The 20,932-nt window shown below is 66.6% G+C and carries 15 protein-coding genes; 5 read left to right on the top strand and 10 right to left on the bottom strand.

All coding sequences use genetic code 11. From position 1 onward, the window contains the following. Positions 1-4: 4 nt before the first annotated feature. Complete coding sequence (locus tag SX243_02070; protein ID MDY7091739.1) at positions 5-1,135, top strand: Fic family protein; 1,131 nt, start codon at positions 5-7, stop codon at positions 1,133-1,135. Between the two features lie 27 nt (positions 1,136-1,162). Here the strand turns inward: SX243_02070 and SX243_02065 are convergent, their stop codons facing one another. From SX243_02065 to SX243_02035, 7 genes are all read right to left on the bottom strand, one after another. Beyond that, positions 1,163-2,464 carry a tetratricopeptide repeat protein gene (locus SX243_02065; GenBank protein MDY7091738.1) on the bottom strand — a complete coding sequence of 434 codons (1,302 nt, stop codon included), beginning with the start codon at positions 2,462-2,464 and terminating at the stop codon, positions 1,163-1,165. 140 nt (positions 2,465-2,604) lie between these two features. After that, positions 2,605-3,819, bottom strand: coding sequence for a type IV pilus twitching motility protein PilT (locus SX243_02060; protein MDY7091737.1), 1,215 nt, complete (start codon positions 3,817-3,819; stop codon positions 2,605-2,607). Beyond that, complete coding sequence (locus SX243_02055) at positions 3,816-6,284, bottom strand: PilT/PilU family type 4a pilus ATPase (GenBank protein ID MDY7091736.1); 2,469 nt, start codon at positions 6,282-6,284, stop codon at positions 3,816-3,818. Before SX243_02055 ends, SX243_02060 begins: the two co-directional genes overlap by 4 nt. Positions 6,285-6,302: 18 nt before the next feature. Further along, on the bottom strand, positions 6,303-6,863 hold the full coding sequence (locus tag SX243_02050) for a biotin/lipoyl-containing protein (protein ID MDY7091735.1): 561 nt from the start codon (positions 6,861-6,863) through the stop codon (positions 6,303-6,305). Then, positions 6,854-8,401 carry an acetyl-CoA carboxylase biotin carboxylase subunit gene (locus SX243_02045; GenBank protein ID MDY7091734.1) on the bottom strand — a complete coding sequence of 516 codons (1,548 nt, stop codon included), beginning with the start codon at positions 8,399-8,401 and terminating at the stop codon, positions 6,854-6,856. Before SX243_02045 ends, SX243_02050 begins: the two co-directional genes overlap by 10 nt. After that, complete coding sequence (locus SX243_02040) at positions 8,398-11,031, bottom strand: hypothetical protein (GenBank protein ID MDY7091733.1); 2,634 nt, start codon at positions 11,029-11,031, stop codon at positions 8,398-8,400. The genes SX243_02045 and SX243_02040 overlap by 4 nt, the downstream gene beginning before the upstream one ends. Then, positions 11,028-13,526, bottom strand: coding sequence for a hypothetical protein (locus tag SX243_02035; protein MDY7091732.1), 2,499 nt, complete (start codon positions 13,524-13,526; stop codon positions 11,028-11,030). The genes SX243_02040 and SX243_02035 overlap by 4 nt, the downstream gene beginning before the upstream one ends. On the opposite strand from SX243_02035, the gene SX243_02030 reads away from it, so the two are divergent. Beyond that, on the top strand, positions 13,525-14,397 hold the full coding sequence (locus SX243_02030; protein ID MDY7091731.1) for a decaprenyl-phosphate phosphoribosyltransferase: 873 nt from the start codon (positions 13,525-13,527) through the stop codon (positions 14,395-14,397). The two genes, SX243_02035 and SX243_02030, sit on opposite strands and share 2 nt — an antisense overlap. 155 nt (positions 14,398-14,552) lie before the next feature. Then, entirely contained in the window at positions 14,553-15,263 is a 711-nt protein-coding gene (locus SX243_02025) for a hypothetical protein (GenBank protein MDY7091730.1), read from the top strand. A gap of 172 nt (positions 15,264-15,435) precedes the next feature. Here the strand turns inward: SX243_02025 and SX243_02020 are convergent, their stop codons facing one another. After that, the gene (locus SX243_02020; protein MDY7091729.1) at positions 15,436-16,485 is read right to left on the bottom strand and encodes a Fic family protein; all 1,050 of its coding nucleotides are present in this window, start codon (positions 16,483-16,485) and stop codon (positions 15,436-15,438) included. A gap of 120 nt (positions 16,486-16,605) precedes the next feature. Then, the gene (locus tag SX243_02015; protein ID MDY7091728.1) at positions 16,606-17,226 is read right to left on the bottom strand and encodes a methyltransferase domain-containing protein; all 621 of its coding nucleotides are present in this window, start codon (positions 17,224-17,226) and stop codon (positions 16,606-16,608) included. 258 nt (positions 17,227-17,484) lie between these two features. Here SX243_02015 and eno point away from each other — a divergent pair, with 258 nt between their 5' ends. Both eno and SX243_02005 read left to right on the top strand, forming a co-directional pair. Next, a complete protein-coding gene (gene eno, locus SX243_02010; GenBank protein MDY7091727.1) occupies positions 17,485-18,786 on the top strand; it encodes a phosphopyruvate hydratase in 1,302 nt (433 codons plus the stop codon). Next, complete coding sequence (locus tag SX243_02005) at positions 18,783-19,172, top strand: septum formation initiator family protein (protein MDY7091726.1); 390 nt, start codon at positions 18,783-18,785, stop codon at positions 19,170-19,172. The genes eno and SX243_02005 overlap by 4 nt, the downstream gene beginning before the upstream one ends. A gap of 19 nt (positions 19,173-19,191) precedes the next feature. Here the strand turns inward: SX243_02005 and SX243_02000 are convergent, their stop codons facing one another. Next, a complete protein-coding gene (locus tag SX243_02000) occupies positions 19,192-20,784 on the bottom strand; it encodes a cation:proton antiporter (GenBank protein ID MDY7091725.1) in 1,593 nt (530 codons plus the stop codon). Positions 20,785-20,932 lie beyond the last annotated feature (148 nt).

The following is a 20,932-nucleotide window of genomic DNA, read 5'->3' as shown; positions in this document are numbered from 1 at the left end:
GCGGATGCTATTCGACATAGACAAGCTCGACTTAGAAGAGATCGAAGTGCTGAGCATGATCGAGCAACTAAGGAAAGAGCTTGGGTTTGCCGTTGCCCCCCGCCGGTGGTCCGGCTTTCTTCGCCGAAACACTTTCGCCCGGGCCATCCGTGGATCCAATAGCATCGAAGGCTACAACGTAACCATCGACGATGCGATGGCGGCGGTAGAAGGAGAAGAGCCGCTAGATCCCAAGACCGAAGCCTGGGCTGCCGTCAACGGATATCGCATGGCAATGACCTTGGTGCTGCAGAAGTCCGACGACCCCCACTTCGAGTACTCTGCCGGTTTCCTCAACTCTCTTCACTTCATGATGGTGGGGCACGAGCTAGCCAAGAATCCTGGTCGGTGGCGCTCTGGACCGATCTTCGTACGGGACAACTCAACAGACGAGACGGTATACGAAGGGCCGGAGCCCGATCTCGTGCCCAAGCTGATGCAGGAGCTGATCCGCAGAGCTAATGAGGACCAAATCACTGAACCGATGATCAAGGCCGCCATGGGGCACCTGAACCTGGTCATGATCCACCCCTACTCTGACGGCAACGGTCGCATGGCTCGCGCATTCCAGACGCTGATCTTGGCTAGATCCGTTGGCACTCTGAGTCCGATCTTCGTCAGCATCGAAGAATATCTCGGCCGCAACACTCGCGAATACTACAAAGTCCTGGCAGAGGTCGGCGGAGGCCGATGGCAACCATCAAGGAACGTGAAGCCTTGGATCCGCTTTTGCCTGAAGGCACACTACAGACAGGCTGCAACGCTGAAGCAACGAGCCCAACGACTCCAGTATCTCTTCGACGAGATCGAAAGGTTGTGTAAAAAGCGGGGGCTTCCGGAAAGAAGCATTGCCCCTCTGGGAGAGGCGGCGTCGGGCCTCCGAATCAGGAATTCCACCTATCGAAGACTAGCCGACATTTCGGACGTCACCGCTACCAGAGACCTCCGGACCCTAGTAGAGACCGGAGTACTCGAAGCGAGAGGAAAAAAGAGAGGCCGTTATTACGTAGCAGCTCAGCCGCTCTTGGAGATTGCCAAGAAGGTCGGAGGGCACCTTAAGGTTGGGGACCCCTTTAAAATGCTAAGAACCAACTAACCAGCAGCCCGTCCTCGTGGCAGGACTTCACCGCGCCGCCACCGCCGCGTCCAGGTAAGGGCGGCAATCCGCCATCATCGCTGATAGCTGGGCTTCCAAGCCCTCCAGCTCTCCCTCCGGCAGCAGCGGGCTCTGCTCGGCGCGGAGCTCGTCCACCTCCCGCTGGCGCTGGCGACACTCCGCCACCTTGCGGTCGAACTCTTCGTTGCCCTCGGCGAGCTCGGCGAAGCGCTCCATCTCGGCAGCCTTCTCCGGGTCACCGGAGGAGGTGTAGGCCGCGGCGGCCTCGGTGTAGCGGCCGAGGGCGTGGAGAGCCTGGCCACGGGTCCGCTGGATGCGGGAGGCCAGCTCCGGCGAAGGCTGGACTGCTTGCGCCTTGGCCAGTTCTTCGAGGGCCCGCTCCGGCTCTCCCTGGGCCACCGAAGTGCGGGCGAGGCCGTAGAGGGCCTCCCCACCGCCGGCTTTCGCCGCCTGTTGATAGCTGGCCCGGGCCTGCTCCAAAGCGCCGCCGCGGAGGGCTGCATCACCGGCCAGCAGCACCGCCTTGGGGTCTCCCTTCACCGCCGCCGCCAGCTCGGCGACCCGCCGATAGCGCTGGCTGCGAGCGGCCTCGGCCTCGTTGGGCAGCTGCTGCTCGGCGAGTTGCGCCGCCCGCAGGGTCAGCTGCAAGGTGGAGGGCTTGGGAGCCAGCTCCAGGGCGCGGGCGTAGGCGTCGAAGGCCGCCGCGGCGGCGCCACCTTGTTCCCGGGCCTGGGCCAGGGCCAGCCACAGCTCACTGTGACCGCCGTCGTCGGCCACCAGCTTCTCCAGCGCCGGCCGCAGCTCGGCGGTGCGGCCGGATCCCACCGCTGCCACTCCTAGAGTCTGCCCATAGGCCTTGCGGCGCGCTTCCGGCACCTGGCTGAGACGCAAGGCGCTGAGAACTTCGAAGGACCGATCCGGCTGCCCCGCCGCCGCCAGGGCCATACCCAGCTCCAGCCGGTAGTCGACGGGAACCGCCGCCGAGTCCTGCGCCGCGCTCAGCTCCAGCGCTCGCTCGAGAGAGCCCACCGCCTCCTGGGGACGCTGCAAACGACGCAGGGACGAGCCGAGAAGAAAGTGCGCCGGAGCGTAGTCGGGATGGGTTTCGGTTTGGATCTGGAAGAGCCGCGCCGCCTCCTCCAGGTGCCCGCTCTTATAGGCCTCGACGCCCTCCTGCCAGGTACCCGCCGCAGCGGGGAGGGCGAAGAGCAGGATCAGCATCCCGCGGAGAAGCTGCAAGGCCACCTGCCTGGAAAGCGCTGGAAGGGCGAGGGCTCGGGTCGAAGGCTGAAGATTTCGATGGTGCATCCGCGGGCTCCTTTCCGGGGGGCTTGGTTCCCTGATCGCTCAACCTCCTCCTCGCAAGAAGGAGCCGACAGAGATTAGACACCGCAACACCGGAAAAAAGTTCCCGCCGCCGGAGCACCGCGGGATGAGGAAGGAGGACTCTATTCTTCGATATCCGCCGCCAGCTCGGCACCGCGCTCTTTGAGGAAGCGGCGCATGGAGTCCTTGTCCAGCGCCTTGTCGAGGGCATCCTGGGGCTCGACGACATCATCCTCCACCAATGCCCGCAGGCTCTCGTCCATGGCCACCATGCCCTGCTTCTTGCCGCCGCTGATGATGTCCGGGATCTGGTGGCTCTTGCCCTCGCGGATGGAGGAGACCAGCGCCGGGGTGGTGAGCAGCAGCTCCACCGCCGCCACCCGGCCGCCCTCCTTGCGCGGCAGCAGCTGCTGGGCCACGATGCCGCGGGTCACCGACGAGAGCACGCCCCGCACCTCGTCGGAGCGGCTGGCGGGAAAGACGCTGACCAGGCGGTCGATGGTCTTGGCGGCGGAGTTGGTGTGCAGGGTGCCGAAGACCAGCAGGCCGGTATCCGCCGCGCCGAGGGCGATCTCGATGGTCTCCAGGTCGCGCATCTCGCCCACCAGGATGGCGTCCGGATCCTCCCGCAGCGCCATGCGCAAGGCGTGGGCGAAGCTCGGCGTATGGGTGCCCAGCTCCCGCTGGCTGATTAGACAGCGGTGGTTCTCGTGCACGAACTCGATGGGGTCCTCGATGGTGATGAAGTGCAGCGGGCGGCGCTGGTTGATCTCGTGGAGGATCGCCGCCAGGGTGGTGCTCTTGCCCGAGCCGGTGGGGCCGGTGACCAGCACCAGGCCGGCCTTGAGGTCGAGGAGGGTGCGCAGGCTGTCCGGCAAGCCGAGGTCCGTGAGGGTCATGATCTGGCTGGGAATCAGCCGGAAGACCGCCCCGGGGCCGCGCTGCTGGCGGAAGAGGTTGACGCGGAAACGCGCCAAGCCCTCGACCTCGTAGGCGAAGTCGGCGTCCCCCCGCTCCTCGAATTGACTCCAATTCGCCTCCGGCGTCGCCGGCTTCATCAAGACCTCGAAGTCGCGCTCGTCGATCACCCGGTAGCGCACCGCCTCGAGCCTGCCGGAGCGCCGCAGCATGGGCGGGCGGCCGCAGGAGATGTGAAGATCGGAAGCGCCGCGGTCGGCGGTGAGCTTGAGGAAGCGATCGATGCGCCGCGATCCTGCGGCAGCGGTCTTGGGGGCCGCCGGGGGCGCGGTACCCGCCGTCTGCTGGGCCGTCTGCTGGGCCGGCTTCTGTGCAGGCTGCTGCTGGGCGGGCTGCTGTTGGGCGGGGCCGTCGCTCATGAGGGGGCTCCTCCGGCCGTCGCTGAAGAGGCTGCCGAGGCGGCCGCCGCGCCGAAACGCGCCGGCTTGTCCGCGATTCCGGCGGCGGTCTCCCGGGTGATGAGGTCGGCGTCCACCAGCTCTTGCAGCGCCTGATCCCGGGTGCGCATGCCGATGGACATACCGATCTGCATCAGGCCCGGAATCAGGAAGGTCTCGTTCTTGCGAATCTTGTTTCCGATGCTCAGGGTGCCCTTGATGATCTCGAACATGGCCACCCGGCCCTTGCCGCTCTTGTGCGGCAGCAGGCGCTGACAGACCACGTATTTCAAGCTCTCCGACAGGGAGGTGCGCACCTGCGCCTGTTCCTCCGGCGGGAAGCTGTCCACCAAGCGGTCGATGGTCTGCACCGCGCTGGTGGTGTGCAGGGTGGCGATGACCAAATGTCCCGTCTCGGCCGCCTGGAGGGCCAATCCCATGGTGTCCGCATCGCGCAGATCGCCCACCACGATGACGTCCGGATCCTCTCGCAGCGCCGCCCGCAGGCCGGTGGCGAAGGTGCGAGTATCGCGGCCCACCTGGCGCTGGTTGATCAGAGCGGTCTTGATGGGATGAATGAATTCGATGGGGTCTTCCAAGGTGATCACGTGCAGCGGCTTGGTGTCGTTGATCAGGTTGGCCAGGGCCGTGAGGGTGGTGCTCTTGCCGCTGCCGGCGGGTCCGGAAATGATGATGATGCCCTGGTGGAAGTCCAACAGCTCCTTGAGGCGGTAGGGCAGGCGCAAATCCTCGAAGCTCGGCGGCGTGTTGGCGATGACGCGAAAAGAAGCACAGATGCCGCGGCGCTGGACGTAGGCATTGGCCCGGTAGCGTCCCACACCCTCGGTGACGTGACAGAAGTCGAGACCCCCGTCCTTCTCCAGCTCTTGTCGTTGGCCCTCGTCGAGGATGCTCTGGACGTAGGCGCGGGTGTGCTCCGGTGCTAGCTTGCCCACCCCGTCCATGCGCCGCAGCACGCCGTCCACCCGCACCAGCGGCGGCTCGCCGACGGTGAGGTGGAGATCGCTGGCACCCATCTCACGGATGCGCAGCAGCAGCTTGTCCAGCGGGCTGGCGAGGCGGCTCGCGTCCGTCGCCGCAGCACCCTCCGCCTTGGCCTGCTGGCCCATATGCTGGAGGATGTCGGCGGCACGGCCGCGCACGTCGGCGTCCGCATCTTTGTCCCGCACCGATTGCAGCACCGGCACCAGGCGCTCGTCGTTGAAGCGCGAAAAGGCCTGGAGCACCTCCATGCGCACCTCCGGCCGTGGATCCCGCAGCAGCTGGCTCAGGGGCTTCAAGGACTGGGGCGCACCGATCTGAGCCAGGGCGTCCACCGCCGCCCAGCGAGTGTCGGGATCCTCCAGGGTCTTGACCAGGGCCGGTACGGCGCGAGTGTCTCCGAGGTTTCCCAGCACCTGACAGGCGGTGACCCGCAGCCACCAGTCGGGATCCCCCAGGAGACGGCAGAAGGGCTCCACCAGCCGGGGATCGTCATAGCCTTCGGCGAGCATCATGATCGCTTCCGTACGCACCGGAGAGTCGGCCTGCTGCATCAGCGACAGGGCCACACCGAGCACTTTGTCGCCGGCGGAGCGCAGCGAGTCCATCACCCGGCTGCGCAGCCAGCCCGCCATGCCCTGGCAAAGCTCCAGCACGTGGGGCACGACCTCCTGGGGCGAGCCGCACTCGAGCAGGATGTGCATGGCGAGATGACGGGCGTCGTCACTGCCGCGGGTGAGCAGCCGGGTCATGGCTTCGCGCATGGCCGTCGGCTGCTCCTGGGCGACGCGGCGCAAATAGGTTTCCGCCACCCCGCGCACGGCCTCGTCGCCGTCGCCCAACCGCTCCACCATCAGCGGCAGCACATCGGGGGAGCGCACCGCTGCCAGCGCCTCCAGGGCTGCCTTGCGCACCCGCGGGTCGCGCACCTTGGTGGCCGCCGCCACCGCCTTTTGATAGCGCTCGACCTGGCCGCCTTGAGTCAGCCGCTGCAGAGCCTTGAGCCGCAGCGCCGGCGGCGCTTCCTGGAGGCCTCGCTCCAGATAGCGCGCCCGCAGCTGTCCCGGTAGGGCCATAGCAAGCTCCCAAGCGGCGCCCTGCTCAGCGCCCTGGGCGGAGCTCAAGAGATCGTCCACGGCGCCGGTGACCAGCTCCGCCGGCAGCCGCCCCAGAAGCGGCATCACCGCCTGCTGGGCCTGGGGAGGGCGGCGAGAAAAGGAGGTCAGGAGCTCCTTCACCGCCGCCCCGTCGGGCTTGGCGAGAAAGAGCTCGGCACCGGTGGTGCGGACCTTCGGGTCGGTATGCCAGAGCAGAGGCTGCAGCTCGACGGCCCGCGGTGAGGAGGAACGCAGCTCTTTGAGAAAGATGTCGCGCTCGTCGGTGTTCTGCCAATCGCCAGCGAGGAGGGATTGCAGTGGGGTCTTCTTGCTACTGAACAGGGCCATGGAAAGGGCCTCGGCGAGCTATTCGATCTCGAAGAGCGGGTCACCGCCTTCCACGGCGGCCCCCTCTTCCACCAGGATGCGGGTGAGGGTACCGTCCTTCTCCGCGGCGATCTCGTTCTCCATCTTCATCGCTTCGAGGACCAACACTCCCTGGCCTTCGGTGACCTCGGCCCCCTCCTCCACCAGCACCGCCGTCACCCGGCCGGGCATGTAGGCGGTGACCTGCACCGTGCCGCCGACGCCGGCGGCGGCCATGGTCTCGCGAGCCAGGTGGGTCAAGGGATCGGCGACGCTCACCGGCGCGGAGGGTGGGTGGCAACCGCCGGCCTCTACCAGATAGCTGGAGTCCCGCTGGCGGTAGACGGAGACCTCGTAGTGCTCCCCATGGCCGCCGTTCTCCATCAAATCCTCGCCCGAATCCTGATGGGGGCGCTGGATCAACAGGCTGCGCAGACCGGCACCGGCGTCCGCCGACGCCACCTGGTACTCCGTCTCGCCGACCCGCACCCGATAGCCCTCGGGAGTGCGCTCGACGCGCACTTCTTCTTGACGATCTCCCTGGCTGACGATCAGGTCCATGAGCCACTCCTCATCAGCGCCGTGCGGGCGGATTGGCGCCAGCCGGAACGATGCCCCTGGGGGGTCTCGCTCCGGGTGCTATGACTTTCGCTGTACTCGAAATGGGCGAGGGCGGCGGCGATGAAGGGCAGGTCCTCGAGCCTTTCGTGGACCACCGGCTGGAGCTCGCCGGCAGCCAGCTTGCGATCGAGCATGTCGTTGTCCAGGCGGCCGGCGAGGAAGTCTTCGTCCTCCAGCAGCGCGCCGTAGAGCGGCGTGGTGGTGCGGATGCCCTCGATGCGCATCTCCGCCAGCGCCCGCCCCATGCGCCGCATCGCCTGCTGGCGGTCGGCGCCATAGATGATCAGCTTGGCGAGCATGGGATCGTAGTGAATGGGCACCTCAGAGCCCTCGTAGACGCCGGCATCCACCCGGATGCCCGGTCCCTGGGGCCAGCGCAGGCGCCGGATCAGCCCCGGCGAGGGCACGAAGCCGCGGTAGGGATCCTCGGCGTAGAGGCGTAGCTCGATGGCGTGGCCCTTGGGCTCGATGCCGTCGAAGCGATCCCCCAAAGGCAAGCCGCTGGCGATATCCAGCTGCGCCGACACCAGGTCGATGCCGGTGACCATCTCGGTGATGGGATGCTCCACCTGCAGGCGAGTGTTGACCTCCAGAAAGTAGAACTCGCCGTTGGCGTCGAGGAGAAATTCCACCGTGCCGGCGTTGACGTAATTCACCGCCTTCGCCGCCAGCACCGCCGCCTCGCCCATGCGCCGGCGTAGGTCGGCGTCCACCACCGGCGACGGAGCTTCCTCCACCACCTTCTGATGGCGCCGCTGGAGCGAGCACTCCCGCTCTCCCAGGGACACGACCTTGCCGTATTCGTCTCCCAGGATCTGAATCTCCACGTGGCGCGGCTGGACGACGAATTTCTCCGCATAGACGTCGTCGTCGCCGAAGCTCGCCCGAGCCTCGGAGCGGGCCGCGCGGTAGGCCGACGGCAGCTCGTCCGCCGACGGAACCATGCGCATGCCCTTGCCGCCGCCGCCACTGGCGGCCTTGAGCATGATGGGGTAGCCGATCTCGTCGGCGGCCTTCTTGGCGGCCTCCAAATCCGGTAAGGGATCGCGGCCGCCGGGAACCACCGGCACCCCGGCATCCATCATCAGCCGCCGGCTCTCCACCTTCGAGCCCATGGCGGCGATGGCCTCCGGCGAGGGACCGATGAAGATCACGCCGGCATCGCGGCAGGCGCGGGCGAAGTCAGCATTTTCGGACAGGAAGCCGTAGCCGGGATGGATGGCGTCGGCGCCGATCTCCTTCGCCAGCTGGACGATGGCGTCGGCGCGCAAATAGCTTTCGGAGGAAGGCGCCGGGCCGATGCAATAGGCTTCGTCGGCGAGCAGCACCGGCAGGCTGCGGCGGTCCGCCTCGGAGTAGACCACCGCACCGCGAATGCCGCGATCCTTCAGACCGCGGAGAACGCGTACGGCGATCTCGCCTCGGTTGGCCACCAGCACCTTGCGCAGCGAACGTTGGGCACGAGCAGATTCGTTCATGGAGCGGCTATCCTAGCATCCTCGGAGGGTCCATCGGAGACCGAACCGGAGGCCTCCGAAGGATCGTCACCCTTGCCTCCGGACCCTTGCTCCGCGCCCTTCCCCAACCACCATGCCCAGCCGGCCACCCACAGCAGGCCCAGAGCGCTGAGCCCGGTCCCCAGAGCGAGCGGCCGTCGGTCCGTGGCGATGCGCACCACGTGTTCCCCCGCCGGCACCCGTACCGCCATGCGGTGGAGGTTGGCCACCTCCACGGTTTGCTCTCGGCCATCCACCGTCGCCCGGTAGAGGGGCAACCAGGCCCGCTGCCAGACCACCGCTCCACCCTCGGGGGAGCTCACCCGCACCTCCAGCTGCTCCGCCTCGCGGCGCAGGATCTCCACCGAGCCCAACCTCGACCTCGAGCTCGAACTCGGGCTCGAACCACCGTCTTCCGCGCTCGACGGGATCGCTTCAGAATCCACCCCCGCCCCCGCGACGATCGCCGTCCGGGTGGGATCGAAGGACGGCGAGACCAGCAGCCCCACCACGCTCCCCATATCCGCCGCCGTGCGTACCTCGGCGACAAAGAAGACCTCGTCGGTGGCCCCCGGCACCGCGTGGACTCGCAGCTCGCCGCCGAAGCCTTGCTGCACCGCCAGCACCGGCGCCGCAGCTCCCACCTCAAGGGGGCGGTGGGTCAGCAGTCGCTGGACGCCCCAGGCGCTCAGGAGCCGCAGGCGCTCCTCGTCCGAGCTGCGCCGCACCGCGTCCTGAGCCACCCGGGAGAAGAAGGACCCCAACCCCTCCGGCGACAGATTGAGCTCGTAGCGCCGGTGGTGCAGCACCCCCGCCACCGGGTAGAGGTCGCGAAAGATCCGCCGCTCGATCCATTGCGCCGAGGCGTCCGGGTAGCGCCCCCGGCGCAGATCGTAGCGGCCGAAGAGGGCATCGGCGGAGCCGTGGAGCACCGGCGCCTCCGGCGGCAACTGCTCGAGGAGGGGTGGCGGCTGGCGATAGTAAGCGGCCTCGTCGGTGGCCCGGGCAGGGCCGAGGAAGAAGAGCTGGGTGGCGACGTGGACCGCCAACAACAGCGCTCCTCCCACCATCGGCCGCCGGCGCAGAGCCGAGACGGCAACGACCATCACAACCAGAGCCACCGTCGTCAGCAGAGCCAACCCCGCCCAGCGCAGCCGCTCGTTGTCCACGAAGACGTCGCCAAAGGCCCGGGGCACGGCGGCTCGCACCCACGCCGCCGCCGGGGGCGCAAAGCTCAGCAGCAGCCACAGGCCGGCGTAGCCCGCGGCCAGCGCCAGCAGCCAGTGCCGCAGCTGCCGGCCCGCCCCCTTCGGCTCGTCGAGCACCCGCTGGAGCCCGACCCCCGCCAACAACACCAGACCCACCGCCGCCGGCAGCCAAAGCTTCACCGGGTAGCGCAGCAGCCCTGCTCCGGGCAGGCTCTGCAGCAATCCCCAGAGAGGGTTGAAGCCGCCGAGGGCGAGGAAGAAGCCCGCACCGACAAAGATCAGTCCGGCCCGGCGGCAGGGACGCCAGCCTTCCGGCGCCACGGACGCTTCCGGCCCTTCCGTTCCTGCCTCCTTCTTCCTTCGCAGCCTCGGCAACAAGGCCAGCACCACCAACGCCAGCACCAACAGCCCCGGATAGAGGGTAAAGAAGATGGGCGGGTCGCCACCGTAGAGCTCATAGCCCCAGAAGGCCCCCTCCCGCATGCGATCCGGCCGGCCGTAAAGGAAGGGAAGAAGCCACTCCAGAAGCTGGCCCGGATGCAGGCTCCCCACCACCTGGCCGCTCTCCGAGAAACCTCGATGGCCGCGGTAGGACAGGGGAAGAATGCGCAGGAACTCGATGATCTGGGGCGCCGCCAGCAGCGTACCCCCTGCCAGAGCCACAACCGGGGCTCCCCAAATCCGCAGCCGCAAGGCCTCCCGCCCCCGGCGCAGCAAGACTCCGCCCACCGCCAGCCCCAAAGCCACCACCGCCGTGGCCGGATCGCCGGCCACCAACAGCAGCGCCCAGCTGCCGGCCAATGCCGCAAAGATCCACCGCCGGCGCGACTTCGCGTCTGAGCCCGAGAGAGCCAAACCCGAGGTAGCCGCACTCGAATCAGCCAAACTCGAATAAGCCAAACTCGAATAAGCCAGCAACGCCGCCGCCAGCACCGGCGCCAACGCCGCTCCGGCCACCAGGTTGTAGAAATTGAGCAGCGAGGCGAAGAATCCGCCGGTGGCGTAGAACACCCCTGCTCCCCAAGCCGCCGACCGGCTCAGACCCCACTCCCGGGCCAGCCAGTAGACTCCCCAGGGCGCCAACAGCCAGTGCAGCCAGAAATGGAGATTGAAGGCGCCGAGGAGCGGCAGCAGCAGATAGAGTAGGTTGTCCGGATAGAAGGGCACCGCATTGGGATTGCCCGCCAGCGGCTGCCCGCCGCCGAGCTCCGGTGCCACCAACGGCATCCGCCCATCCGAAAGAGCGTGGGCCTGGGCCGCCTTGAGGGGCAAATGGGCGTTGAAGGCGTCGCGCAGGAAGAAGGTCTCGGCGCCCTGAATCACCGGCCAGAGCACGAAGAGCAGCAGCAGATAAAACGGCGCTCCCCACAGCAGAGGGGAGAGCTTCCAGCGGGGCAGCCTCATCGCTCCGCCGGAGCCGCGTCGGGAGCGCCAGGGCCGTCATCAGGCTGGCTCGACGACCGGTGGTCACCGCCGTCGCGCTCTCGCCGCCGCGCTCCCGAAAGCGCCCCCCAGAGCGCCAGCGCTGCCGCCAGCAGGGCCACGACACCGGCCGCGAGCTCCGGCACGGCGCTCACCGCCAGGGTCACCCGATGCTCGCCGGGGGGCACCTCGACGCCCATGAGCAGGAGGTTGACGGAGACCAGGCGGAGCGGATTGCCCGCTTCGTCCCGGGCGCTGAAGAGTGGCTGGAAGGCTCGGCGCACCACCGCCACACCGCCGGTGCTGGTGACGTCGAGGATGATGCGGTCCGGCTGATTCTCCACCACCCGCACCGAACCTCCGGGGTGCTGATCCACCGGCACCGCCGTGGCCACCTCCGCCACCGGATCGTCGGCGAAGCTCACCCAGCGCACCGCCTCCCGGGGATTCACCTGCTGGTGTGCCGCTTCCGGCCACCAGGCTTCCGGCGCCGGATCCCGGACCCTCAACAACCAGCTCACCTGCCCCGCCCGGTTGGCGGACTCCACCAAGTCCAACCCTTCCAGGCCCACCTCGTCGGCGGCCACCGATTCGGCGTCCGGCGCCAACCCCTGCACCACCACATAGTCGAGGCCGAAGGTGCGGAACCAATTCACTCGCTGAGGCCAATCCAGCCGCTTGAGGTTGACCTCGAGAAAGGTCGACAGCGCCGAGTTCATGCCCTCCAGATTGAGGGCGAAGGGGTAGCTCAAGCCGTGGAGCACTCCCGGGGTGGGATGCAGATCGAGAGCCAGCAGCCGCTGGCTGATGGAGCGGGGACCGCTGGGCGCCAGGGGATAGTTCAAAGGCCGGTGCCACGGCGGCTGCATCATGGAGGTGGCCATCACCGCCGCCCCCTCGCCGACGATCTGCTCCCACGGGGCGGGCTCCCGGTAGGGCTCGGTGGCGTCGGTCTGGACCAACGGCGCCAGCTGCACCAGGGCCAGCAGCTGACAGGCCAGCACGACCACTGCCCGCCGCCGCCGAATCCCCCAGCTGGCTCCGAAGAGAAGCCCCGCCATCACCATCAGCGCCACCGCCAGCAAGAGCGTCTGGGTGCTGATGCTGGCCACCGTCATCTCCGCATGGGGGCGCTGCGCCACGGCCCGCTCGAATTGCGCCAGAAACGCCGGCCGCACCGCCCAGATCAACAGCGACAGGGCCAATGCGCCGAGGCTCGCCCAGCGCACCCACCGGACCCAGCGCCCGCCACCGGAGAGCAGCCGATCGAGGCCCCAGCCCGCCAGCAGCGGCAGGCTCAGCGCCAGCCAGAAGAGGAATTTCTCCGGGAAGCGGAAGAGGCCGAAGGTCACGGTATCCAGCAGCCAGGGAATCTGGCCACCGAGCCAGGCGATGAGCAGGCTGCTGGCCGCCAGCGCGCCCCAGCCCCGCCGCCGCGCCGCCAGCGCCAGGGCCAGGGCCACGATGCCGAAGTGGATGGACATGAAGAACGGCAGGCGCTCTGCGTAACCCGCGTGCCACACTCCGAAAGGACCGCGAAAGCCGGGCCAGCCGAAGGGCAGCGGCAAGATCAACTCCACCAGCCGCGGCAGCATCAGGTAGTAGGAGACCACCTGGCTCTCGATATTTCCGTGGCCGCCGCGGAAGCTGATGCCGTAGATGCGCGCCGTGGCGACGATCTGGGGCAGGGCGATGAGCAAGCCCATGGCGCCGATGGCGAAGCCCTGGCCGATGGCCCGGCGCCAGCCGTGGCGGGGCACCGTCGCCACCAACAGCGGCAAGAGCCCAAGAACCGCGGTGATGGGCTCGCCGCCGAGCAGCGCCATGCCGCAGGCGAGGCCGCCCCAACACACTCCGCGGCGTCCCCCGATTACCGCCCCCGCCATCACCAAGGGCCACCAGGCCGCCACCACCAGCAGGTTGTAGAAGCTCAAGGTCGAAAGCAGCCAGCCACAGCCCGCGTAGGTGATCCCCGCCAGGGCGGCACTGGGCCGGCTCTGCCCCAAGACCCGGGCCAGGGTCATCATGGCGAATAGAGCGAGGAGCCAGTGCAGGGCGAAGTGCAGGTTGTAGGCGCTCCAGAAGGGCAGCAGCAGATAGAGCAGGTTGTCGGGGTAGAAAGCCAGCACCGACGGATTGCCTCGGTGCACATGACCGAGCCCCCAATCCGGATTGAAGGCGGGGATGTGCCCTTGGCGCAGCTGCTCCGCACCGAAGGCTTTGTGGGGCAAGTGATTGGAAAAGACATCGCGGACGAAGAAGGTGCTCTCCCCGAAGGCCATGGGCAGCGCCACCACCAGCCACAGCAGCACCGCCGCTGCCAGCGCCCAGCGCCAGCCCTTGGCCCACGGCTCTTCTACCCGGCCGTCGACTCGATCCCGAAGCCGCTCCTGGGACCCGTCGGACTCCGGGCTCGGGACGCGCCCCTCACCGTCGGCGCTGTCTTTCTCGTCCATCCCCCGTAGAATACCGTTCATGCTGTTGCCCCTCGTGCGCTCGTTGCGACCGGTCCAATGGTCGAAGAACCTCTTCGTCCTCGCGCCCCTGGTCTTCGCCGGCCAGCTCTTCCACCCTCTGGTGGTACTGCGGGCCGTCCTGGCCCTAGCGGTGTTCTGCGCCGCCGCCAGCGCGGTCTACTTATTCAACGACCTGCGGGATCGGGAAGCGGACCGCCAGCACCCCCTCAAACGCCATCGCCCCCTGGCCGCGGGGACCCTGTCGCCGGCGCTGGCGGTGGTGGCGGCGCTGATTCTCGCATCCCTTGCGTTGGCTGGTTCGCTGTGGCTGGGAAAAGCCTTCAGCGCCATCCTCGCTCTCTATCTGGTCTTCAACACCGGCTACAGCCTGGGACTCAAGCACGTGGTGATCCTCGACGTGCTCATCGTCGCCTTGGGATTCGTACTGCGGGTGCTCGCCGGCAGCGCCGCCATCGACGTCGCCGTCTCCCGGTGGCTGGCCCTGTGCACCATCTTCGTCGCGCTCTTCCTGGTGCTCTCGAAGCGCCGCCACGAGATCAAGCTGCTGGCGGACAAGGCGGGGCTCCAGCGTTCGGTGCTGGATCACTACAGCGCCCCCTTCCTCGACCAGATGATCAATGTGGTCACCGCCTCGACGGTAGTGTGTTACGCCCTCTATGCAGTCTCCCCGGAGACGGTGGCGAAGTTTCACACCGACTATCTGATCTACACCCTCCCCATGGTCTTGTTCGGGATCTTCCGCTATCTTTTTCTAATCTACCAGAGCACCGGCCACCGCAACCCCACCGAGACCATGCTCACGGACGTGCCCTTCCTGGCCAATTTGGGGGTGTGGACCTTGGCGGTGGTGTGGATTATTTACTTCCAGTGAGGCGGGCTCACAGGACCTCGAAGGGCTCGGCGAGCCGGTGGGCTGGTGCCCAACTTAGGGATCTATCGGCCGGAGGTCTTGCGTAAGGTGGGCGCCAGCCCACCAATCCACGGTAGCGGTTCATCGTAGATCGTTCTCAGGGAGGGTAGGGTGGGATGCTGAATATCAGCGCTTCTTCGGGCCGGCTGGCAGCGGTCTTCTTCGGCTACGGCCTCGCCTTCCTGCTGCCGCCGCTGCTGCTAGGCGGCGGGTGGTGGTGGCTACTGGTCTGGTGCACCGTGGCCTGGTGGTGGGTGGCGCTGGGCTTCCTGCGCCGCGACGCCCGGCATCTGGGCAAGCGCACCGACGGCTCCCTCCAGCCGGTGGTGGCGGTGCTGCTGCTGCCGTATTTGGCCTTCGTGCTGGGGCTGTTCTACGCCAAACGCTGGGTGCTGCGGCGAGAGAGCTCCGTGGACCAGGTGGCTCCAGGCCTCTTTCTCGGCCGCCGGCCGCTGCCCGGGGAGATCCCGAAGGAGGTCGAGCTGGTGGTGGACCTCTCCGCCGAGCTCCCCAAGCCCCGGGGCCTGGGCCACCGACGCTACCGCTGCCTGCCCATCTTGAACCGCTTTGCCCCCACCGCCGAGGTCCTGGCGCCGCTCATCGCCGACCTCGCCGCCGATCCGGCTCCCATGCTCATCCACTGCATCGCCGGCAAGGGCCGTTCCGCCACCGTCGCCGCCGCCGTCCTCATCGCCCGCGGCCAGGCCACCGACGCCGCCGACGCCGAGCGCCAGCTCCAAGCGGCCCGCCCCGTCGTCCACCTGCACCCGGCGCAGAAGCGGGTGGTGGATGCGGTGAGCGGCAAACTGGGCTCTCCGAGAGACTAGCGACATACTTCGGCGAACGATGCGAGCAGACTGAAAAGCCTTCCCCATCTGGCCCTCTTGGCCTCTGGCCCAAGATCCCGTCTATCGTCCGACAAGTCAGCGCCCCATCTGCCTAATAGCCGTTTATGAGCACATTAACGCGATCATGAGCACGTTTAGCACGCCGACCCCCTCAGAGCTTGTTCCAAACGGCATTGCGGCCAGATTTGACACACTTGATTTGGCCTTGGTCGCGCATCTTCTTGAGTACACGGCGGATTGTCGGCCGCGATACTCCTGGGCAATTGGCCGCAATGTCGGAATATCGGAAACTGACAGGAAGCCTGCCAATGGCCTCGACAACCATGTCACTCTTGGCCCCCCGCGCCATCGTCAATTCGCCAGTGCGACTCTCCAGCTCTCGATAGGCCCCCAGGAGCACAACTCCAAGAAAGTATTCGACCCAAGGCCTCAGGTCGTGCTTTCCCTCGTGCCAACCTTGAGAAGAGGCGAGCAGAGTCGAGTAATATCCCTCGCGATTATCCTCGACCAGTTTCTCTAGAGAAATGTACCGCCCGACTGTAAATCCAGCCTGATAGAAGAGAAGAAGAGTTAGTAGGCGAGCCATCCTTCCGTTGCCATCGAGAAACGGATGAATGCACAGGAAATCAAGGACATACGCGGCCGCCAGCACTAATGGCTCGACCTGGTCCTGTGCCTGTTGATCGCGGAAGCGCTGGTGGAGTACTTCCATCGATTCCGAAGTTTGATGAGCTGGAACCGGCTGAAAACGGACAAAACGTGTACCGTCAGGCTTCGTCTCAGAGATCTCGTTGTCAGCTATCTTCCAGCGCCCACCCTCCTGAGGCGCGTATTGATAGAGGTCGCGATGCAACTGTAAGACAACGCCTGTGGTAAACGGCATGTCCTCGTGGTTCGAATGAACTGTGGAGAGAACTGCCTGATAGCCCGCGATCTCCTGCTCTGGTCGATTCCGTGGTTGGATCTTTCGCAGTGCAAGCCCCTCCAGCCGCTTTAGCGGAGCAAGAATCCCCTCAAGTCGGTTCGACGACTGCGTGCTCTGAATAACCGCAGCTTGCCGAAGAGCCTGTAAAGCTTGAGGTGCCTGTCGCTCATGAAGAAGCTGTTTTCCACGAAGCTCTCCGATCTCACGGATGGCCCGCAAGAGCGTCTGAGAGATCGGCATCGAAGCCAGAAAACCCGGCCGGAATGAGTGGGGCACTACGATTTCACCTAATTGAAGCGGTCCTAATGCGGTCTCGGCTGACAGTCTATCGATCCGCTCTTGGAGGCGAGAAGCTCACTCAGCTCGACCCCGGTTAGCCACGACTTGGACATGGCCCTACCCCTTCATGTGATTCAAAAAGTCCCGCTGGATCACCGCCCGCAGCTCCTTGAGCTCGCCGCGGCGGGAGCGGCCCTTGGTGGCTTCGACGATGAGCACGTGGGGGAGCTCGTCGTCGTCCTCATAGGTCTCGTGGCGTTCGAGCTTTTGGAATAGGGGGCGCTCGCTCTCGCCCCAGCGGTGCCAGCGGAGATCCTCGAAACCGCAGGCGGTGAGGGCCTGGGCGAGAATCTCACGATTCCACAGGAATTGGTGCTCCCAGCCGTGGAAGGCGCGGTTCAAGTGGATGGCCATCTGGGTCTTGAGATCCGCCTCGGCACCCAGGTAGTAGTGGGTCTTCCACACCCAATCCAGATTCGGCGTCGACAGCCGCAGCACGCCGCCGTCGGCGAGAACGCGGTGGCTCTCTTCCATAAACGAGAGGGCGTCGTCGATGGCCAGATGCTCGAGGAAGTGCTCAGCGTAGACCGCTTCGCAGTTCTTGAAGTCCAGGCCGCCGGTGACGTCCGCCACCATGTCGACGCCGGGGAGATCCTGATTGTCGATATTCACCCATCCCTCCAGCCGCTTGTCGCCGCAGCCGACGTGGAGTTTGGGTCCGTGGGAATTGGTCGCCATCGTTTGGTGCAATCCTAGATAGTTGCCGTCGGGTTGGGATTTGGGGCGCGCTGCCCCTAGAAAGCGCCTCGGGGTCAGTCGCCGCGATCGGCAAAGGCTATCATCGCTCGCCGTGGACCCAGTGCTCGCCGTGAACCCAGTGCTCGCCGTGGACGAAGGGGCGGGGGCGGGATACCATCCAAGGAAGAGCGGCGTCCCCATGCGGCGCCGCCGGATTCGACACGAGCACGAGCGAGAAGCCAGGGGGAGAAGAGGCCTATGTTCACCATCGAAGAGATCACCGCCCGCGAGATTCTGGACTCCCGGGGGAACCCCACCGTCGAGGTGGATTGTTACCTGGCGGACGGCTCCTGGGGACGGGCGGCGGTGCCCTCCGGCGCCTCCACCGGCGTGCGCGAAGCCCTGGAGCTGCGGGACGGCGACGAACGCTACCTGGGCAAGGGCGTGACCCGGGCGGTGGAGCACGTCACCGACCTCATCGCCGCCGAGATCGAGGGCGCCGACAGCCGCGAGCAGGCACAGATCGACCACATGCTCCTGCGCCTGGACGGTACCGGCAACAAAGGCCGGCTGGGAGCCAACGCCCTCCTCGGCGTCTCTCTGGCGGTGGCCAAGGCGGCAGCGGCGTGCTGCGGTCTGCCCCTCTACCGCTATCTCGGCGGCCCCTCCGCCACCGTGCTGCCGGTGCCCATGCTCAACGTGCTCAACGGCGGCGCCCACGCCGACAACTCGGTGGACATCCAAGAATTCATGCTCGTGCCCATCGGCTTCGACAGCTTCTCCGAAGGCCTGCGAGCGGGAGTGGAGATCTACCACGGGCTGAAGAGCGTGTTGAAAAAGCGCGGCCTGGTTACCGCGGTGGGCGACGAAGGGGGCTTCGCACCCAACCTGAAGAGCAACCGGGAGGCGCTGGACCTGCTGGTGGAAGCTATCGAGAAGGCCGGCTACCGGCCCGGCGAGCAGATCGCCCTGGCCCTGGACGTGGCCGCCAGCGAGATGGTGGACCAGCGTCAGGGCGACACCATCACCTACGCCCTCGACGGCGAGGGCAAGAAGGGCCTGTCCAGCGACGACTTGGTGAGCCTCTACAGCGACTGGCTCGACGCCTACCCGCTGGTCTCCATCGAAGACGGCCTGGCGGAGGACGATTGGTCCGGCTGGCAACGCCTCACCGCCGCCATCGGCGAGCGGGTGCAGCTAGTGGGGGACGACCTCTTCGTCACCAACCCGGAGATCCTCGCCCAGGGCATCGAGCAGGGGCTGGCCAACGCCCTGCTGGTCAAGGTCAACCAAATCGGCACCCTGACGGAGACCCTGGAAGCGGTGGCCCTGGCCCGGGACCACGGCTACGCCAACGTCATCAGTCACCGCTCCGGCGAGACCTCCGACACCACCATCGCCGACCTGGCGGTGGCCACCCGGGCGGGACAGATCAAGACCGGCGCTCCCTGCCGTAGCGACCGGGTGGCCAAATACAACCGTCTGCTGCGCATCGAGGAAGAGCTGGAAGAAACCGCCTCCTATCCCGGTGCCAAGGCGTTCCCCCGCTGGAGACCGTGAGCGCCGCGGGAGGGGCACGCACTCCTCCCGCGCTCTCCATCGCGACCGTGACCGCCGAGCCCACCCCCGAGCGCAATCCCCTGCGCCCCTTCGTGGGCATCACTTTGGGCCTGTTACTGCTGCTGTTGGTGGCCGGCGGAATGAAGAGCTACAGCGACCTGCGCCAGGCGCGGCAGCGGGTCGCTGAGCTAGAGCAGGAGATCGGCGTCGCCAAGGAGCGCATCGAGACCCTGGAGCGCTTCATCCGCCGGCTGGAGACGGACCCCAACATCCTCGAGCGGCTGGCCCGGGAAGAGCTGGGCTTGGTGGAGCCCGGGGACGTGGTCATCGTGTTGCCGGAAGAGCCGGCCCCTGAACCTCCCGCCGGCGAACCTCTCGCCCCTTGATCAGCCCCGAGGGGGGAGCCTAACCCGCAGCCTCCCGAGCAGCCTTGATGCGGTCGCCGCGAGCAAGGGTGTATTTGAGCACCGGCGGGGTCAGCAGGGTGGTGATGATCACCATGATCACCACCGCTGACAGCTCCGCATTGTCGATCACCGGATGACCGTTGAGCATCAGGTTGGCGCCGACGCCGGCGAAGATCAGGCCCACCTCACCCCGGGGCACCATGCCGACGGCGATGGACAGCCGGTCCAGGCCTTTTTCCAGCACCCCCAAGGCGCAGATCATCTTGCCGATGACGGCGACCAACGAGAGTAGCAGGGCGAAGCCGAGCACCCCATCCTGAGCGAAGGTGGAGAGATCTACCTTGGTCCCCATGACTACGAAGAAGACCGGCACCAAGAATTGATTGATCGGGTGCAGGAGATCTTCCAGGTGACGATCCTCGGTTTCGTCGCCGAGGAATTGCTTGTAATCCAACTCGTCGAGGATCAGTCCGGCGGCGAAGGCGCCAACGATGGGGGCCAGGTCGATGAGGTTGGCCAGGGACGAGAGCAGGAAGCAGAAGGCCAGGGCGAGGGTGAGCAGCACCCCCTTGATGTGCAGCCGACTGGCGAGGTTGAACATACGCGGTGAGACCCAGCTGCCGACGACGATGGCGCCGACCATGAACACCAAGGCCTTGACGATGATCATGCCCATCTGACCAGCGGCCAGCTCCTCGCCGGTGCCGGCGGCGACGATAGCGCCCTGCACCACCGCCAGGATCACCAGCCCCAACACGTCGTCGAGGACCGCCGCACCGAGGATCACTTTGGTCTCGCGGCTTTGTAATTTACCCAGATCCGCCAGCACCCGGGCGGTGATGCCGACGCTGGTGGCGCAGAGGGTGGCGCCGATGAAGACGTGCACCAAGGTCTCCAGATTCGGCAGCATCAACGCCGACAGCCCCCAACCGAGGAGGAACGGCGCGACGATGCCCAGCAGAGCCACCATCAGGCTGGAAGGACCGACGGAGAGCATCTCGCGGATATTGCTCTCCAGCCCGACCTCGAAGAGCAGCAGGATGACGCCGATCTCCGCCAGAATGGTGATTCCCACGTCGCTGGAAATGAACTCCAGACCGGTAAAGCCCACCAGGGCGAGGTTGCCTAGAATGACGCCGAAGATCAGCTCCCCCAGCACCGCCGGCTGGGAAATGCGCTCGAAGACTTCGCCAAAGAGCTTGGCGCCGGTGAGGATGATCACCAAGGCCAAGAGCACCGGCGTCACCGGGCTGCTGTGACCGCTGTGACCGGCGCCAGCAGACTCGGAGCTGCCACCGTGGGAGCCAGCACCGTGGGAGCCCTCCTGCCCCGAGGCTTGGGCCGAGCCGTGGGGCTCTTCAGAAGTGCCCTCATCCGAGGAGCCCCCGTCAGAAGAGTCCTGAGAATTCTCCCCCGACGCCTGCGCCGAGCCATCCTGGGCCGCCACCACCGCCACCGGCTGCGGCCCGTCCTCCGACCCACCGAAGATCGCCAGACCGGAAACCGCAGAACCAACGGAATCCGGGGCTGCGCCCTGATGGAATGCAAGCAGTGCCGCCAGAATGGCCACACCTAGCCATGCTCGACGCATTGCCTGGACCTCCCTACTTTCTTTGCGTTTCTGAGCTCAGTCATCCAATACCGCCAGCGGTCCGCCGGCTCCAAAAACGGAGAACGCCACGCCCAGTCAGCACACCGGTACCAATCCTGGACGCGGCCTCCGCTCGAAGATCTGGGAC

The organism is Acidobacteriota bacterium (assembly GCA_034211275.1).
GTDB lineage: Bacteria > Acidobacteriota > Thermoanaerobaculia > Multivoradales > JAHZIX01 > JAGQSE01.
This window is presented reverse-complemented; position numbering and strand designations above follow the sequence as displayed.

Bases quoted from the DNA above. Each gene is read 5' to 3' on its own strand.
- SX243_02055 (MDY7091736.1), bottom strand. From the start codon at position 6,284: ATGGCCCTGTTCAGTAGCAAGAAGACCCCACTGCAATCCCTCCTCGCT.
- SX243_02060 (MDY7091737.1), bottom strand. From the start codon at position 3,819: ATGAGCGACGGCCCCGCCCAACAGCAGCCCGCCCAGCAGCAGCCTGCA.
- SX243_02035 (MDY7091732.1), bottom strand. From the start codon at position 13,526: ATGAACGGTATTCTACGGGGGATGGACGAGAAAGACAGCGCCGACGGT.
- eno (MDY7091727.1), top strand. From the start codon at position 17,485: ATGTTCACCATCGAAGAGATCACCGCCCGCGAGATTCTGGACTCCCGG.
- SX243_02025 (MDY7091730.1), top strand. From the start codon at position 14,553: ATGCTGAATATCAGCGCTTCTTCGGGCCGGCTGGCAGCGGTCTTCTTC.
- SX243_02015 (MDY7091728.1), bottom strand. From the start codon at position 17,226: ATGGCGACCAATTCCCACGGACCCAAACTCCACGTCGGCTGCGGCGAC.
- SX243_02045 (MDY7091734.1), bottom strand. From the start codon at position 8,401: ATGAACGAATCTGCTCGTGCCCAACGTTCGCTGCGCAAGGTGCTGGTG.
- SX243_02030 (MDY7091731.1), top strand. From the start codon at position 13,525: ATGCTGTTGCCCCTCGTGCGCTCGTTGCGACCGGTCCAATGGTCGAAG.
- SX243_02065 (MDY7091738.1), bottom strand. From the start codon at position 2,464: ATGCACCATCGAAATCTTCAGCCTTCGACCCGAGCCCTCGCCCTTCCA.
- SX243_02070 (MDY7091739.1), top strand. From the start codon at position 5: ATGCTATTCGACATAGACAAGCTCGACTTAGAAGAGATCGAAGTGCTG.
- SX243_02000 (MDY7091725.1), bottom strand. From the start codon at position 20,784: ATGCGTCGAGCATGGCTAGGTGTGGCCATTCTGGCGGCACTGCTTGCA.
- SX243_02040 (MDY7091733.1), bottom strand. From the start codon at position 11,031: ATGAGGCTGCCCCGCTGGAAGCTCTCCCCTCTGCTGTGGGGAGCGCCG.
- SX243_02050 (MDY7091735.1), bottom strand. From the start codon at position 6,863: ATGGACCTGATCGTCAGCCAGGGAGATCGTCAAGAAGAAGTGCGCGTC.